Origin of the sequence: Streptomyces sp. NPDC001315 (assembly GCF_042896175.1) — a bacterium.
GTDB lineage: Bacteria > Actinomycetota > Actinomycetes > Streptomycetales > Streptomycetaceae > Streptomyces.
The window spans coordinates 172,448-188,138 of sequence record NZ_JBIAWZ010000010.1; the positions used below are offsets into that span (position 1 = coordinate 172,448).

General features: G+C 69.9%; 17 protein-coding genes. 10 read left to right on the forward strand and 7 right to left on the reverse strand.

Translation table 11 applies throughout. The annotated features are described in order from the left end of the window. Positions 1–17 precede the first annotated feature (17 nt). The 3 genes from ACFY16_RS26340 to ACFY16_RS26350 all read right to left on the reverse strand — a co-directional run bounded on the left by ACFY16_RS26340 (position 18) and on the right by ACFY16_RS26350 (position 3,115). On the reverse strand, positions 18–1,604 hold the full coding sequence (locus tag ACFY16_RS26340) for a Na+/H+ antiporter (RefSeq protein WP_390649651.1): 1,587 nt from the start codon (positions 1,602–1,604) through the stop codon (positions 18–20). Positions 1,605–1,638: 34 nt separating this feature from the next. Continuing rightward, entirely contained in the window at positions 1,639–2,010 is a 372-nt protein-coding gene (locus tag ACFY16_RS26345) for a DUF2255 family protein (RefSeq protein ID WP_390649652.1), read from the reverse strand. 88 nt (positions 2,011–2,098) lie between these two features. Beyond that, entirely contained in the window at positions 2,099–3,115 is a 1,017-nt protein-coding gene (locus ACFY16_RS26350; protein ID WP_390649653.1) for a zinc-dependent alcohol dehydrogenase family protein, read from the reverse strand. A gap of 232 nt (positions 3,116–3,347) precedes the next feature. Between ACFY16_RS26350 and ACFY16_RS26355 the strand changes: the two genes are divergently transcribed. The 9 genes from ACFY16_RS26355 to ACFY16_RS26395 all read left to right on the forward strand — a co-directional run bounded on the left by ACFY16_RS26355 (position 3,348) and on the right by ACFY16_RS26395 (position 10,395). Beyond that, positions 3,348–4,205, forward strand: coding sequence for a helix-turn-helix domain-containing protein (locus tag ACFY16_RS26355; RefSeq protein WP_390649654.1), 858 nt, complete (start codon positions 3,348–3,350; stop codon positions 4,203–4,205). A gap of 132 nt (positions 4,206–4,337) precedes the next feature. After that, positions 4,338–4,937 carry a flavodoxin family protein gene (locus ACFY16_RS26360; RefSeq protein WP_351836729.1) on the forward strand — a complete coding sequence of 200 codons (600 nt, stop codon included), beginning with the start codon at positions 4,338–4,340 and terminating at the stop codon, positions 4,935–4,937. Positions 4,938–4,982: 45 nt separating this feature from the next. Beyond that, complete coding sequence (locus ACFY16_RS26365) at positions 4,983–5,372, forward strand: nuclear transport factor 2 family protein (RefSeq protein WP_390649655.1); 390 nt, start codon at positions 4,983–4,985, stop codon at positions 5,370–5,372. Between the two features lie 29 nt (positions 5,373–5,401). Beyond that, positions 5,402–6,103, forward strand: a complete 702-nt coding sequence (locus ACFY16_RS26370) for a type 1 glutamine amidotransferase domain-containing protein (protein WP_390649656.1) — start codon at positions 5,402–5,404, stop codon at positions 6,101–6,103. A gap of 48 nt (positions 6,104–6,151) precedes the next feature. After that, positions 6,152–6,490 (forward strand): hypothetical protein, encoded by a 339-nt coding sequence (locus ACFY16_RS26375; protein ID WP_390649657.1) that lies wholly within the window; start codon positions 6,152–6,154, stop codon positions 6,488–6,490. A gap of 39 nt (positions 6,491–6,529) precedes the next feature. Beyond that, complete coding sequence (locus ACFY16_RS26380) at positions 6,530–6,850, forward strand: hypothetical protein (RefSeq protein WP_367324560.1); 321 nt, start codon at positions 6,530–6,532, stop codon at positions 6,848–6,850. Between the two features lie 93 nt (positions 6,851–6,943). After that, a complete protein-coding gene (locus tag ACFY16_RS26385; protein WP_390649658.1) occupies positions 6,944–7,813 on the forward strand; it encodes a helix-turn-helix transcriptional regulator in 870 nt (289 codons plus the stop codon). Positions 7,814–8,069: 256 nt separating this feature from the next. Further along, a complete protein-coding gene (locus ACFY16_RS26390; RefSeq protein ID WP_390649659.1) occupies positions 8,070–9,503 on the forward strand; it encodes an MFS transporter in 1,434 nt (477 codons plus the stop codon). 34 nt (positions 9,504–9,537) lie between these two features. Then, on the forward strand, positions 9,538–10,395 hold the full coding sequence (locus ACFY16_RS26395; RefSeq protein WP_390649660.1) for a hypothetical protein: 858 nt from the start codon (positions 9,538–9,540) through the stop codon (positions 10,393–10,395). Between the two features lie 37 nt (positions 10,396–10,432). Here the strand turns inward: ACFY16_RS26395 and ACFY16_RS26400 are convergent, their stop codons facing one another. From ACFY16_RS26400 to ACFY16_RS26415, 4 genes are all read right to left on the reverse strand, one after another. After that, entirely contained in the window at positions 10,433–11,437 is a 1,005-nt protein-coding gene (locus tag ACFY16_RS26400) for a ketopantoate reductase family protein (RefSeq protein WP_390649661.1), read from the reverse strand. An 84-nt stretch (positions 11,438–11,521) separates the two neighbouring features. After that, entirely contained in the window at positions 11,522–12,313 is a 792-nt protein-coding gene (locus ACFY16_RS26405) for an HpcH/HpaI aldolase/citrate lyase family protein (protein WP_390649662.1), read from the reverse strand. Between the two features lie 32 nt (positions 12,314–12,345). After that, on the reverse strand, positions 12,346–13,797 hold the full coding sequence (locus ACFY16_RS26410) for an aldehyde dehydrogenase family protein (RefSeq protein WP_390649663.1): 1,452 nt from the start codon (positions 13,795–13,797) through the stop codon (positions 12,346–12,348). 44 nt (positions 13,798–13,841) lie between these two features. Next, positions 13,842–14,666 (reverse strand): SDR family NAD(P)-dependent oxidoreductase, encoded by an 825-nt coding sequence (locus ACFY16_RS26415; protein ID WP_390649664.1) that lies wholly within the window; start codon positions 14,664–14,666, stop codon positions 13,842–13,844. 136 nt (positions 14,667–14,802) lie between these two features. Between ACFY16_RS26415 and ACFY16_RS26420 the strand changes: the two genes are divergently transcribed. Further along, on the forward strand, positions 14,803–15,639 hold the full coding sequence (locus tag ACFY16_RS26420) for a hypothetical protein (protein WP_390649665.1): 837 nt from the start codon (positions 14,803–14,805) through the stop codon (positions 15,637–15,639). Positions 15,640–15,691: the final 52 nt, after the last annotated feature.

Consider the following 15,691-nt stretch of genomic DNA (forward strand, 5'->3'; position numbering starts at 1 on the left):
CCTTCCTCAGGGATGAGTCATTCGACCGCCGCGCCCCCGGCCAGGCGCACCTCTTCGCTGTCGAGGGCGGCCTGCAGGCGGCGCAGTACGGTGTCGTCGATCTGGCGCTCGTCGCGGAGCCTGACCACGGTGGAGCGTTTGTTGGCGATGAGGGCCAGGCGCAGCGCGAGGTAGTCCTGGTGCTGGAGCACGGCGGGGTCGTCATGGGCGCCCGCGCTCCTGGCCTGGAGGGACGCCAGGTGGGCCTCGTACTCCTGCCGCAGCCACTCGGTGATCTTCGGATCGCTCCGCAGGCCGGCGGCGAGCTCGGGCATTGCCTTGATCGCCTCTTCGATGGCGGTGGTCTCGGCGAGGTCGTGTTCCTCGTCGACCGACGTGTCGGGTGGCAGCTGCGCCCAGCGCACCGCCACCGGCAGCAGCAGTCCCTGCACCACCAGGGTCACTAGGATGACGCCGGAGGTGACGAAGACGATGAAGCTGCGGTCGGGGAACGGCTCGCCCGAGTCGAGGGTCTGCGGCACCGAGAGCACCATCGCGAGCGAGACCGCGCCCCGGAAGCCGGCCAGCCCGTTGACGACACGGGTTCGGTGACCGACCCGGAGCGTGCGTTGCTGGGGGCGGCGGTCGAGCGCGCGGACCAGGTAGGTGGAGGCGTACAGGAACGCGAAGCGCACGGCGACGAGCACCACGCAGATGACACCGACCGCGATCAGCGCGTCCTGGAGATCGGCGCGGCCCAGGTCGCGGACCGCGTACTGGAGTTCCACCCCGACCAGGACGAACAGCGCCCCGTTGATGAGGAAGGTGGCCAGCGGCCAGAACGCCAGTGCCTGTGTGCGGTGTTCGGCCTGGATGATGCGCGGGGCGACCTGGGACATGATCAGGCCGCTGACGACCACCGCCAGGACGCCGGACGCCTCGACCAGTTCGGCCAGCAGATACGCGGTGAACGGCGCCAGGATCATGACGAGGTTGCCCAGCAGGGGGTCCTTCAGCCGCCGCCGCAGGTTCATGTTGACCCACGCGACCACCACCCCGACCAGGGCTCCACCGCCGTACGCGAGCAGGAACAGCCCGCCGACGTGCGGCATGCTCAGGTGTTCCTCGCCGACCGTGATGCCGACGGCGAGGCCGTAGACGACCAGGGCCGTGCCGTCGTTGATCAGGCTCTCGGCGCGCAGGATGGTGACCTGGCGGCGCGGCAGGGCGCGGGCGAGGACGCCGACCGCGGTCGCGTCGGTGGGTGCCATGGCCGCGCCGAGCACCCAGGCCGGCCCCCAGGGCAGCCCGAGGGCGTGCCCTGTCGCGGCGACGGCCCAGGCGGTGAGGATGACGAGCACGGTGCTCAGCTGCAGGATGCCGCGCAGGTTGGTGCGGATCTCGCGCAGGGACGTGGTCAGGCTCTCCCAGTACAGCAGTACCGGCAGGAAGAGCAACAGCACGACCTCCGGGGGCAGTTGCGCCTCCCGCACCGCCGGGATGAACCCCAGGAGCACACCCGTCACGAGCAGGACGACGGGCGGGGCTATGCCCAGGCGCTGTCCCACGACGTTGCCCACCAGCACGGCCACGCCCAGGACCACGACGAGTTCGAGACCGAGCAAGGTGCTTCTCCTGGAGGGGTGAGATTGCCGCTGTTCAGCGGGGTGCGAGCTTCAGGGTCGTGTCCCGCGAGGCCACCATCGGGTCGATGTAACTCGCGCCGTAGCGGCCGTACTTGGTGCGGTAGGCGGCGTCGATGCGGTCGTTGACGCCGGGGTCGGTGACCTCCACGAGGGTGACGTCCTTGTCGACGCCGCCGGAGCGGATACGGCCCTCGTGGCTGGCCCGGGCCGCCCGGTACCAGGCGCCGGCGCTGCCGCGGAAGGAGCGTACGTAGAGGTCGTCTCCGTCGCGGACGACCCAGATCGGCACGGGTGTGCGCGGCGTTCCGTCGCTGCGCAAGGGGGCCATCTGAAGTTCCTCGGCGGACTCGATCCGGGTCAGTTCGTCGTTCGTCAAGGCCGTCATGGGCTTGCTCCTTTACGACCGTGCGGCGGGGTGTGCCCTCGTGGGCGTGAGCGCGGCCGGCGCAGCTCACGCCCACGAGGCGACCGGGTCAGGGCGTGAGGAGGGCCTTGATGGCGCGGCGCTCGTCCATCGCCTTGTAGCCCTCGGCGACCTGCTCCAGGGGGAGGGTGAGGTCGAAGACCTTGCCCGGGTTGATGTGGCCGGACAGCACGCGGTCGATCAGGTCGGGCAGGAAGCGGCGCACGGGCGCCGGGCCGCCGCGCAGGCCGACCTGGGAGAAGAACAGCTCCTGGCCGTCGACGGCCACCTCGTGCGGGACGCCGACGAAGCCGACGTTGCCGCCCGGGCGCGTGGAGTGCAGGGCCTGGCTCATGGACTGGGAGGTGCCGACGCACTCCAGGACGGAGTCGGCGCCGATGCCGCCGGTGAGGTCCTTGATGCGGGCGATGCCTTCCTCGCCGCGCTCGCTGACGATGTCGGTGGCGCCGAACTCCAGGGCGAGCTTCTGCCGGGACTCGTGCCGGGACATGGCGATGATCCGCTCCGCGCCGAGCTCCTTGGCGGCGATGACACCGCACAGGCCGACGGCTCCGTCACCGACCACGACGGCTGTCGAGCCCGGCTTGACCTCGGCGGCGAGGGCCGCGTACCAGCCGGTGCCCATCACGTCGGACACGGCCAGCAGGCTCGGCACCAAGTCACCGGAGGGGTGCTCGTCGGTGGCGACCAGGGTGCCGTGGGCGTTGGGGATGCGCACGTACTCGGCCTGGCAGGTGCCCATGAACTCGCGGTTCAGACAGGAGGACTGCCAGCCCTTCTGGCAGTTCGCGCAGGTGTTGTCGGAGGTGGCGAAGGAGCCGACCACGAACTGGCCCGGCTTGACGTTGCCGACCTCGCTGCCGACTTCCTCGACGATGCCGACGTACTCGTGGCCCATCGGGTGTGGGTCGCCGACCGGTTCCAGGCCGCGGTACGGCCACAGGTCCGAGCCGCAGACGCAGGTGGCGACGGTGCGGATGATCGCGTCCGTCGGATTGAGGATCTTGGGCTCGGGGGCGTCCTCCACCCGGATGTCACCGGGGGCGTGGATCACGGTTGCGCGCATGTCTCTTCTCCTGATGCGTTGCTCGGGCAGCGGTGTCACCCGGACGTGCCGGATTCGTCGACGACGGTCAAAAAGGTGTACAGAAGCGCCGACGGCCTGTGAAAAACAATTGTCGCCGACTCTGTCACCGCCCGCAGGACCCGTACGGAGGAGAATTCCACCCCAGGAGAGAGGTATCCAGGGATAAAACCGTCCTACCCAGCCGAGTGGCGGACGGCGCACACTGGCCAGTATGAACAGCAGCGCGCACCGTAAGGAGCTGGGTCAATTCCTGAAGGCCCGTCGGGCCGAGCTCAGCCCCCGTACGGTCGGGCTGCCCGAAACCGACCGGCGGCGACGCGTGGCCGGGCTGCGCCGGGACGAGGTGGCCGTGCTGGCCGCCATCAGCACCGACTATTACACCCGCTTGGAGCAGGGCCGTACAGCCCCCTCCGCGTCCGTGCTGGCCGAGCTCGTCCGGGTCCTGCACCTCAGTGACGACCAGCGGGACCACCTGTTCGAGCTGGCCGGAAAGGAAGCCGGACCCGCGCGGCGGCGAGCCCCCCAGAAGGCGCACCCCCGGCTGCGCACCGTGCTGAACGAGCTCAGCGTGGCCCCCGGCGTGATCCTCGGCCGGCATCTGGACATCCTGGCCTGGAACCCGATGGCCGCCGCCCTGTTCGGCACCGATTTCGCGAAGGTCCCCCAGCAGCAGCGCAACTACGTCCGGCAGCTCTTCGCCGCCCCGGCCATGAGAACGCTGTACGCCGACTGGGAGGACTCCGCCCGCAACGCCGTGGCCGTGCTGCGGCACCAGGCCGCAGTCTGCCCCGGCGACCGGAGGCTGGCCGAGCTCGTCGGTGAGCTGTCGGTGCAGGACGACCAGTTCCGTCAGTGGTGGGGAGGCCACCCGGTGGTGCCCCGGACCGGCGGCTCCAAGGTGTTCGACCACCCGGTCGCCGGTCGGCTCTCGCTCGCCTGGGACGCCCTCACCTGCGTGGCCGACCCCGATCAGCAGCTGATCGTCTGGAGCGCCGAACCCGGCTCGCGCGCATACGAGGGTCTGCGTTTCCTTTCCTGCTGGGCGGCGGCTCCCGCCATGAATTCGTAAAATCGGCAGGTGATTCCCGTCGTAAAGCCAGGGACGAATCCTTCCTACCTTCGCTGTTGAATTCCGTGCCATGCTTCCAGGGAACGATTCACGCAATCCCTTTCGGGATCCTTTTCGAGGAGCAATACCCCCATGTCCTCCACCTCCCGCCCCACGGTCGCCGTCGCTTTCCATTCCGGCTACGGCCACACCGCCGTCATAGCCGAGGCCGTGGCGCGCGGTGCCGCGGAAGCCGGTGCCGAGGTGATCTCCATCCCCGTGGACACGATCACCGACGAGCAGTGGGCGCAGCTGGACGCCGCCGACGCCATCATCTTCGGTGCCCCCACCTACATGGGCACCGCCTCCGCCGCCTTCCACGCCTTCGCCGAGGCGAGCAGCAAGCGCTGGTTCACCCAGACCTGGGTCGACAAGATCGCCGCCGGTTTCACCAACTCCGGTGCCAAGAACGGCGACAAGTCCTCCACCCTGGGCTACTTCTTCACCATGGCCGCCCAGCACGGCATGCACTGGGTCAGCCTCGGCGTCCAGCCGGGCTGGGCCTCCACCGGGGGCAGCGAGGACGACATCAACCGTCTGGGCTACTTCGTCGGTGCGGGTGCCCAGACTCCGACCGATGCTGGTCCGGAGGCCGTCCACAAGTCGGACATCGCCACCGCCGAGGGCCTCGGCGCCCGCGTCGCGCAGCAGACCGCCTTCTTCCGCGCCGGCCGCGCCGCCCTCGCCGCCTGAACCCGCGAACCTCACCCGCAGCCTGACCCGTAAAGGAGCAGCACCATGTCCGACTCCCCGAACCTCGCTCTCGTCCGCCGTCTCTACGACTCCGGTATGGCCCCGGACGTGGTCGCCGAGGTCATCGACCCCGAGATCGTCTGGGACATCACCCCCGGCTTCCCCTACGGCGGCGTCTACAAGACCTGGGCCAGCGCCGGCGGCGACTTCTTCGGCCGCCTCGCGCCGCGCTTCACCTCCTTCGGCGCGGTGGCCGAGGACTTCTACGACGCCGGTGAGCACGTGTTCGTCCGTGGCCACTACCACGCCGTGGCCAAGTCCGGCGAGGAGTCGGACGCCCGCTTCATCCACCTGTGGACGGTCGGCGACGGCAAGCTCACGCACCTGATCCAGGCCGCCGACAGCCACGTCGTCCAGCAGGCCGCGAACAGCTGACCGCCCGCACTCACCCCAGGGAGCACCCCATGGCGAAGATCCTCTTCCTCATCACCGCCGCCGACCACTGGACCCTGGCCGACGGGTTCGAGCAGCCGGCCGGCTTCTGGGCCGAGGAGGCCATCGGCCCGTACGGCGTCTTCAAGGAGGCCGGCTACGAGATCGCCGCGGCCACCCCGGGCGGCGTCCCGCCGACCGCCGACGCGCTCAGCCTCACCCCGGACTTCAACGGCGGCGAGGAGGGCGCCGAGCGGATGCGGACCGCCCTCAAGGAGGCCACCGAACTGGCGAACCCGGTCCGCATCGAGGACGTGAACATCGACGACTACGACGCGGTGTTCGTCCCCGGCGGCTGGGGCCCGATGGAGGACCTCTCCGACGACCCCGCGGCCGGCAAGCTGCTCGGCGACTGGCTCGCCTCCGGCAAGCTCGTGACGCTGGTCTGCCACGGCCCGGCCGCGCTGCTGTCCACCGTGGACGCCGACGGCAAGTCCCCGTTCTCCGGCTACCGCCTGACCGGTCTGTCCAACTCCGAGGAGATCCAGAACGGCCTCGCCGACCGGGCGAAGTGGCTGCTCGAGGACCGTCTCGTCGCGGACGTCGGCGCGGACTACCACAAGGGCGAGGAGAACTTCGCCCCGCACCTTGAGGTGGACCGCACCCTCATCACCGGCCAGAACCCGGCCTCGGCCGTCCCGCTGGCCCAGGAAGTCGTCAAGACCCTCGGCTGACGACACCCCGCACCGCCGCTCAAAGGCTCAGAGAAAGAGGCAGTACTGATGGACAGCAACGCGACTCTCCCCAGCGTCGGTGAGACGTGGCTCGCGGACCTCGGCCCGGACACCCCGCTCGGCCACTTCACGGTGGAGATCACCTTCGACTCGGCGACCCAGGTCAGCTTCGAGGTGACGGGCGGCGCCATCAAGGGCCGCAAGCAGACGATGGAGTACACCACCACCCAGCTTCGCGACGGCCTGTTCGTCGTGCGCTGGACGGAGCCGGACGCCGGTGACCACGTCACTCACATCGAGGACTACACCGAGGGCACCTGCATGGCCAGCTCGGTCATCGGTGGCGAGTTCGTCCAGCTCCACGGGAAGTGGTCCCGCGTCCGCTGACCGCGCGGGGCCGAGCGCCGTCATAGAGAGGCAGTACCGATGGAGACCAACGCAATTCTCCCCAGCGTGGGCCAGACCTGGCTGGCGGAGCTCGGCCCCTTCGCGGCGGAGATCACCTTCGCATCGGAGTCCGAGGTCAGCTTCGTGCTGACAACGGGCGACCACAAGGGCAAGACCGAGACCATGGACTACAGCGCGACCAAGGTCCGCGACGGCCTGTATGTCGTGCGCTGGGTCGAACCCGTCTCCGGCGACATCGTCACCCACATCCAGGACTACACGGCGGGGACGTCCCTGGCCAGCTCCATCGTGGGTGGCGAGTTCGTCCAGCTCACCGGGAAGTGGAGCCGCGTCCGCTGATCCCGCAGGGCAGCGCGTCTTCTCGGCGGTGAGGACTTCCAGGGACAAATCTCTCCCCCTGACAACACCGCGTTCCGGTGTCAGGGTGATGGCATGAACCGCGATCCTCACCGCCACGATCTGGGGGAATTCCTCAAGGCGCGCCGCGCCGAGCTCGACCCGGCCGCCGTCGGTCTGCCCGACGGCGGCTCGCGTCGTGTCGCGGGCCTGCGCCGTGAGGAGGTCGCCATACTGGCGGCCATCAGCACCGACTACTACGCCCGCCTCGAACAGGGCCGTATCCAGCCGTCGCCGTCGGTGCTGGAGTCCCTGGCCCGGGTGCTGCGCCTGGATGAGGACCAGCGCGCCTACCTGTACGAGCTCGCGGCCAAGGACGAATTCCGCCCGCCCCGCCGGCAGCCGCGCCTGAAGGCGCAGCCGCAGTTGCAGCGCATGCTCGACGACATGGCGCACACTCCCGCGTTCGTGATCGGTCCGCGTACCGAGATCGTCGCCTGGAACGCCATGGGTGCCGCGTTGATCACCGACTTCGGAAAGATCCCCGAGAAGCAGCGCTACTACATCAGGCTGCTCATCACCGACCCCGCGATGCGCGAGCTGTACGCGGACTGGGAGGGCGTCACCCGGCTGGCCATCGCCCAGATGCGGATGCACAACGCGAACAACCCCGGGGACCCGCAGCTGGCCGCTCTGGTGGGTGAACTCTTGGTCCGGGACGAGCAGTTCCGCCAGTGGTGGGGCTCCCACCACGTCGCCGTCCGGGACACCGGGACCAAGCACCTGCGCCACCCCGTCGTCGGCGACCTGCACCTCGACTGGAACGCCGTCACCTGGGCCGCCGATCCCGACCTGGCGATCATCGTCTGGACCGCCGAAACCGGTACCCCGACCCACGACAGCCTGCGCATGCTGGCGTCCTGGGCGGCGGACCCCAGCCACTCGACCAGCGACAGCTCCGCCTGACCGTCCCCCAGGCATTCCCTTCGTCGCCCAGCTATTCCCTTCAAAAGGGGGAGCCTTTCCTCCTACGCGCCCCGCGCCTAGGAAGAGGCTCTCCCTTTTTCGTGTACGGCTTTTCCTGGCACGCTCGTCACGAGGCCCACCGCGCCGCGCGTCCCCGCCCCCGGTCCGGCCCTCTTCCCACCGACAGAACCGGTTCCCTCAGCGCCGAGGCGTCCGACCTGCCTGCTCATCCGCCAGGAAAGAGACCCCTTTCCCCATGTCCCTGACCCAGTCCCGCCCCCGGACGCTGCCCTCGGCCGCCCCCGAACCGCGCTGGACCGCCCGCCTCTGGGCCGTCCTCGCCGTGCTGTGCCTCGTGCTGTTCCTCGACGGCCTCGACGTCTCCATGGTCGGCGTCGCCCTGCCCTCCATCGGCCACGACCTCGGCATGGCCACCGGCTCCCTGCAGTGGATCATCAACGGCTACGTCCTCGGCTACGGCGGCCTGATGCTGCTCGGCGGCCGCACAGCCGACCTGCTCGGACGCCGCCGCGTCTTCCTCATCGCGCTGGCCGTCTTCGCCGCCGCCTCACTGCTCGGCGGGCTCGTCGACAGCGGCTCGCTGCTGATCGCCACCCGCTTCGTCAAGGGCGTGGCCGCCGCCTTCACCGCGCCCGCCGGCCTGTCGATCCTCACCACGACGTTCCCGGAGGGCCCGCAGCGCAACCGGGCGCTGTCGGTCTTCAGCCTCTTCGGCGCCCTGGGCTACTCCTCGGGCCTGATCCTGGGCGGTCTGCTCACCGGGATCGGCTGGCGTTGGACCTTCCTCATGCCGGTCCCGCTCGCCCTGCTCGCGCTGGTCGTCGGCCTGATCCTGATCCCGCGCGATCGCCGCACCGAGACCGGCGGCCAGGACCCGGCCGGAGCGGTCACCCTCACCGCGGGCATGCTGCTCGCCGTCTACGCCGTGGTCACCGCCCCGCAGACGGGCTGGACCTCCGCCGCGACCCTCGCCGCCTTCGGCGTCGCCGTCCTGCTGCTGCTCGCCTTCGTCCTGATCGAGCAGCGGGTCCGGCACCCGCTGGTCCGCTTCGGCATCCTGCGCAAGGCCACCACGGTCCGGGCCAACCTCAGCATCGTCGCGCTGATGGGCTCCTACCTCAGTTTCCAGTTCATGATGACGCTGTTCCTGCAGGACGGGCTCGGCTGGTCGCCCCTGCGCATGGCCTTCGCGCTGCTGCCGGTCGGTCTGATCGTCGCCGTCGGCTCGCCCCTCACCGGCCGACTCGTGAACCGCTTCGGCACCGCACCGCTGATCATCACCTCGATGACCTCGCTGACCCTCGGCTACGTCTGGTTCCTGGCGACGGCCGGCTCCTCACCCGACTACGTCACCGCCATGCTCCCGTCCCTGCTGCTCCTCGGCGGCGGCTTCGCGTTCGGCTACAGCGCCATCATGGCCCAGGCCACCGAAGGCATCGACGACTCCGAACAGGGCCTCGCCTCCGGCCTGGTGCAGACTTCTGGCCAGGTCGGCGCCGCCCTCGTCCTCGCCGTCCTCACCGCCGTGATCGCCCAAGCGGGCGACAGCGGCGCCGACTTCACCGCCTACCGCCCCGGCCTCAACCTGGTCACCGGCGTCGCGGCGATCGGGCTGCTGCTGAACCTGGTCCCGGTGCTGCGACTGCGGCGACGCGCCGCAGCGCGATGAGCGAAGCCACCCACCCCGACGCCGAGATATCCCCATGTCCACGTCCACACTGACCCGCCCCACCACCCCAACGCTCGTCCCACCGCGGCAGACGGCCGCTCCGGACCAACAGCCCTCCGTCACACGGCCGGGACACCCCTGGACCCTCAAGGTGCTGTGGTGGTCCGCCTGTCTGATCTGCGGCGGCCTGCTCGGTCTGGTCCTCGCCGCCGTGGGAACGCTGCGCGGTCGCGTGCCGTCGCGGCGGCGGGTGGCGGTGGTCGTCGCCGGGACGGTGGTGCAACTGGTGTGCGCGCTGTCCTTCACGGCGGCCGGCTCCGCCGGCGAGTTCCGCGCCGGCCCGGCACCGTCCGCCCAGGCCGCCGGGGGTTCCGGTCTGTGGGAAGCCGCTCGTACGGTGGTCAACGCGCCGGTGTCCGGGGCTGCCCTCCTCTACGGCATGGGCCAGGGCGGTGAGGTGTACCAGGGCGACAACGGAACGACCGCCGTGGTCCTGGACGACGGGGTCGTCCGTGCCGGCACCATGTTCGGCACGGTCTTCCTCACCGACCAGCGCATGGAGACGGAAACGCCCCGCGCGCACCGCCTGGCCGAGCACGAGGCCCGCCATGCCGACCAGTGGGCGGCCTTCTCACTCGCCGCCGGCCCTGCCGCGTTCCCCGCGCTCTACGCCCTCGACGAGGCGTTCTTCCCCGGCGCGTTCAACCACTTCGAGCGTCAGGCGGGTCTCGAGGACGGCGGTTACGACACTCCGTCGGACTGCCCGTCCCTCGCCGGTCAGCTGACTCTTGCCTCCCTCGGACTGCTGGCCGGCTCCGTCCTGATCGTCCGCCACCGGCGCCGTCGGCCGTCGGCTGCCGAACGCTCCGGCGAGGCCCTGCCGCTGGGATGAGCTGGGGCAGGCCCCTCGGCCTTCCGGCCGGGCCGGTTCACCGGGAGACGTCGACGACGGTACTGGTGTCGCGATACTGGCCCGCGGCACGGGCCCGCTGGGTGGCCAGCTCGATCACCAGGTCCAGGTTGGGGGTCGGGACCTGCATCAGCTCGGCCAGGTCGAGGGGGACGCGGAACATCGCGTCGATCTCCATGGGCCGGCCGGCCTGAAGGTCCTGCGCGATGCTCTGGAGATGCCCGGACTTCGCCAGCTTGGCCAGGCCCTCGTAGGGGGCGCCCGGGTCGCAGCCCAGGGCACGGGCGATGGCCGCGCCCTCCGCCGCCATCGCCTTCGCGGTACCGGCGATGGCGGGCTTGTCGAGGACGTCCTTCATCGGCGAGGTGCTCAGCACGGCCAGCGAGCCCCCGATCAGGTTCATCAGCAGCTTGGCCCAGACCGCGTCACGGATCCTCGGCGTGACGCTGGTCTCCAGTCCACTGGGGTTCAGGAGCGACGCCAGGGTGTCGAGCCTCGCGTCGGGCCGGCCGTCGGGGCGTCCGACGACCAGGCGGTTGCGCGGGTTCTCGGCACGGATCACCCCCGGTGAGATCACGCTGCACGCGGTGTAGGCGACCGCGCCCACGGCGCGCTCCGGACCGACGTGGTCCCACAACGCCCGCCCGGGATCCAGCCGTTGAAGGTGGGTGCCGTCCAAGGGGCCGCCGTGGGCGTGGAAGTACCACCAGGGGATGCCGTTCATGACGAACAGCGCCGAGCCGTCCTCGTGGAGCAGGGCACCGACCTGCTCGGCGATGGCGGGCAGAGCCGGGGCCTTGACCGCGACGATGACGAGGTCCTGCGGCTCCAGATCGCCGGGCCGGTCGGTGGCGACCGGGTGGGAGACCAGCTCTCCGTCATGGGTCTCCACCCGCAGCCCCTGCCGCCGGATCGCGGCCAGCTGCTCACCCCGCGCGACGATCGAGACCTCGGCCTGTGCCGCGGCGAGGCGTCCGGCAATGTGCCCTCCCACGGCTCCGGCGCCGTATACGCAGATCTTCATGTGCGCTTCCTGTTCCATGACGTGTCGGTCAGTCGAAACCGGTCAGTCGAAGCCGGTCGGTCGAAGTCGATTGGCCGAAGTCGGTCAGTCGAACTGCCGGCGCTTCTGTGCCGCGGCGGCGCTGAGGAAGGAGATGTCGTTGCCGGTGGAGACATAGCCGGCGCCGAGTTCCAGATACTGCCGGACCAGGTCCGGCCGCCCGCCGAGTCCACCGATGCCCACAGCCTTTCCATGCGCTCGACAGGCGTCGATGACATGCAGAAACGCCTTGTGCACCTCGGGATGGTCCACCTGCCCCGGCACCCCCAGCTCGACGCTGAGGTCGCTCGCGCCCACGAAGAGGATGTCCACGCCGTCCACCGCGGCGATGGCGTCCGCCGCGTCCAGACCGGCCTGTGACTCGATCTGGGTCACGACCATGGAGGCCTGGTCGAGTTCGCGGACGGTCTGGTCGGCGGGGAGGGACCGGTAGAGCAGCTGGGGCGCCGCACCCGCCAGGGAACGTTCGCCCAAGGGCGCGTGCTTGACGGCACGGACCGCGGCGCGCGCCTCGTCGGCGGACTGCACACCGGGTACGACGATCCCCATGGCGCCGGCGTCCATGACCCTGGCGATGAAGAACGGGTCCAGGCCGGGCACGCGGACCAGGGGAGTGACGCCCAGGGAGGTGCAGGCCATGCAGATCTGGCCCGCGGCCTCCAGGGGGAAGCTGCTGTGCTCCATGTCGATGTAGACGGAGTCGAATCCCGCGGTGTGGGCGATGGCGGCGATGTCGACGGTCCGCACCAGGCGAATCGTCATCGAGAACACCGGTTCGCCCCGGGAGAGCTTCTCCTTGGCGGGGTTGCGCAGCAGGCGGGTGGGTTCGTTGCTCATGTTCTGACGGCTCCTGACCGACTCGGGATGGCTCAGCCGAACAGGGCCGGCAACTCCTGCGCCTCGTCCTCGAACCCGTACACGGATTTGACTTCGAGATACTCCTCAAGACCGAACCGGCCCATCGAGCGGCCGATGCCGGACTGCTTGTAACCACCCATGGGGGTGTACGAGTCCGTGGCCGCGCCGTTGTAGCTGACCCGTCCGGCGCGCAAACCGTTCACCACGCGCCGGGCGTTCTCGCGGTCGCCACCGAAGACATAGCCGCCGAGCCCGTAGGGCGAGTCGTTGGCGATGCGCAGGGCGTCGTCCTCGTCGCGGTAGGGCAGCACGGCCAGGACGGGGCCGAAGATCTCCTCGCGGGCGATCGTCATGTCGGGTGTGACGCCGGTGAACACCGTGGGCTGCACGAAGTAGCCCCGGTCGAGCCCCTCGGGGCGCTCGACGCCACCGGTGACGAGACGGGCGCCCTCGTCGAGACCGCTCTGGATGTGGTCCGTGATCGACTTGAACTGGGCGGCGCTGACGACCGGTCCCATGGTCGTCGTACGCTCCAGCGGGTCGCCCAGGTGATAGCGGCGGGCCTCGTCGACGAGGAAGGGCACCACCTGCTCGACCTGGCTCTCGTGCACCAGCATGCGGTTGGGGGCGTGGCAGGACTGGCCGGCGTTGAAGAAGGCGCGCCGGATGTTCCAGCGGGCGGCCTGTTCGAGGTCGGCGTCGGGAAGCACGATGTTGGCCGACTTTCCGCCCAGTTCGAGGCAGACGCGTTTCACGGTGCCCGCGGCGGCGGCTCCTACCAGCTTGCCGGCGGCGGTGGAGCCGGTGAAGGAGATCATGTCCACGTCTGGGTGGTGGGACAGTCGGTCGCCCACCTCGCGGCCGGTGCCGTTCACCAGGTTGAACACGCCCGGCGGCACCTCGGCCTCGTGCAGTACCTGGGCCAGCAGCGCGCCGCTGGCGGCGGAGTTGAGGCTGGGCTTGGCGACCATCGTGCAGCCGGCGGCCAGGGCGTAGACGGCCTTGATGACGCCGGTCTGGATCGGCCAGTTCCACGGTGAGATCAGCGCGCAGACGCCGATCGGCTCGCGCCGGACGACGGCGCCGCCCACCCGCGCCTCGAAGGGATACGCGCGCAGGGTGTCGCGGGCCACCCTCATGTGCTCGGCCGGGCCGGTGACCTGGGCGCGGTTGCCGACGGGAATGCCGACCTCGCGCGCGATCAGCTCGGAGAACTCGTCAAGGTGCGACTCGTACACGTCGATGACGCGGTCGATCAACGCGATCCGGTCGTCAGGGGAGGTGGTGGAGAAGCTGTCGAACGCGCGTCGGGCCGCGGCGACCGCGCGGTCCGCGTCGGCGGCGTCCCCCAGAGTCACCCTGGCGAAGGGCTCCTCGCGGGTGGGGTCGACGAGCTCCAGTGCGCGGGGCTCGGTCGGTTCCGTCCATCGACCGTCGATGTAGAGGTGCGGGTACTGCCTCATGGGCGGCTCGGTCTCCTCGGACTGCGTGGGGCTTGTCGGGTGGGTCAACTGCTGTGGGTGTAGCCGCCGTCGCACGCGATCGTCTGGCCGGTGATGAACGCGGACGCCGGTGCGGCCAGGAAGAACATGACGCCGACCAGGTCGGTCGGGACCATCCCGCGCGGGATGCACTGCTGCGCCGCCGCGCGCTCACGCACCTCGACGGTGGGGTTGACGGTGCGCTCGACCTCCGTGGCGACCATGCCGGGCCGCACGCAGTTGACGGTGATCCCGTGGCCGCCCAGCTCGCGCGCCAGGGAGTTGGTCATACCGATCAGCGCCGACTTCGAGGTGACGTAGTGCAGGTAGTTGACGGTGCCCCGGGTCACGGAGTCGGACGAGATGTTGATGACGCGGCCGAAGCCCGCCGTACGCATATGAGGGGCCACGGCCCGCACGCACAGGTAGGTCCCGGTGACGTTGACCTTCAGCACCTGTTCCCAGTCCGCCACGGGGATCTTGTCGAAGGGCCCCTTCGTGATGGTCGCGAAGATCGAAGCGTTGTTGATCAGCACATCGACCCGGCCCCACCTCTCGACGACGGTGTCGACCATCGCCGCGACGGATGCCTCGTCGGCCACGTCCACCCCGACGGCCAGGCCGGTCCCGCCGGCGTCGTGGATCTCCTTCACGACCGCTTCCGCCTTGTCGACGTTGAGGTCCGCCACCACGGCGAAGGCACCGGCCGCGGCGAACTGGCGGGCCAGCTCACGGCCGATGCCCTGGGCGGCACCGGTGACGAGGACGACCCGCCCCTCGACGCCGAAGTCCCGTGCCGACGCCGGTACTCCGGAGTCGTACGGGGTGTGAGTCAGGGGTGTCGTCGTCATCGTCGATCCTCACGGCGTCGCACTCAATCCAGCGGGCGCTTGAACGTTATCCCGCATTATGGGATATCGTCAACGGAAGTGGCTCCCGTCAAGGACTCCCTTCGCGGGACGACATCGAATGTGTGAAGGAGCGGAGATGCGCGTCAGCAAGGCATCCGACACCGGCAGCGAGCGGGTCGGAACCATGCGTGAGGGAACGCTCGACCAGAAGCACCTGCTGTTCGGAGAGGACGGCTCGCCCAACAACTACGACCTGAACATGGGTCTCACGGGCGGCGGTGGCTGGCGGACCCCCCGCCACCGGCACAACTTCGACCAGATCCGCTACGTCATCCAGGGCCGGCTGCCCTACACCGAGACCGACGTCCTGGAGGAGGGGTGGGTCGGGTACTTCCCCGAGAGCGTCCACTACGGCCCCCAGGAGCGCCCCGAGGGACTGCGCACCATGGTTCTGCAATGCGGCGGGGCGAGCGGCGCCGGCTATCTGAGCGTCGCGCAGCGCGAGGCGGTCAACGCCGAACTGGCCAGGACCGGCGAGTTCAAGAAGGGCCTGTACCACTACACCGACGCCGATGGAGTGTCCCGTACCAAGGACGGCTCGGAGGCGATCTTCGAGCACGCCACCGGCGGCAAGCTCGAGTTCGCGACCCCGCGGTACACCGACGTCATCGCGATGAACCCCGAGGCCTACGACTGGCAGAAGGGGGACGCGGGCGTCCGGGAGAAGTGGCTGGGCAGCTTCACCGAACGCGATCTGCGGATCGGTTTCCTGCGCCTGGACGCCGGCGCGGTGTACCAGGCGGGCCAGTTCCCCTCCATCGAGATCCTCTTCCAGATCAACGGCAGGGTGACGGCGGGCGGAGAGAAGTACGGCCCCGAGACCGGGTACGAGTTCCTGGCCGACGAGGGTCCGGTGCCCGTCGAGGCCGTGGAGCCGACCGAGTTCTTCCGCGCGGTGCTGCACCGGTTCTGAGCCGACACCGGCCGCCGGCCCCTGCCTGACCTCGCGAGAAAGAGCTCATGCC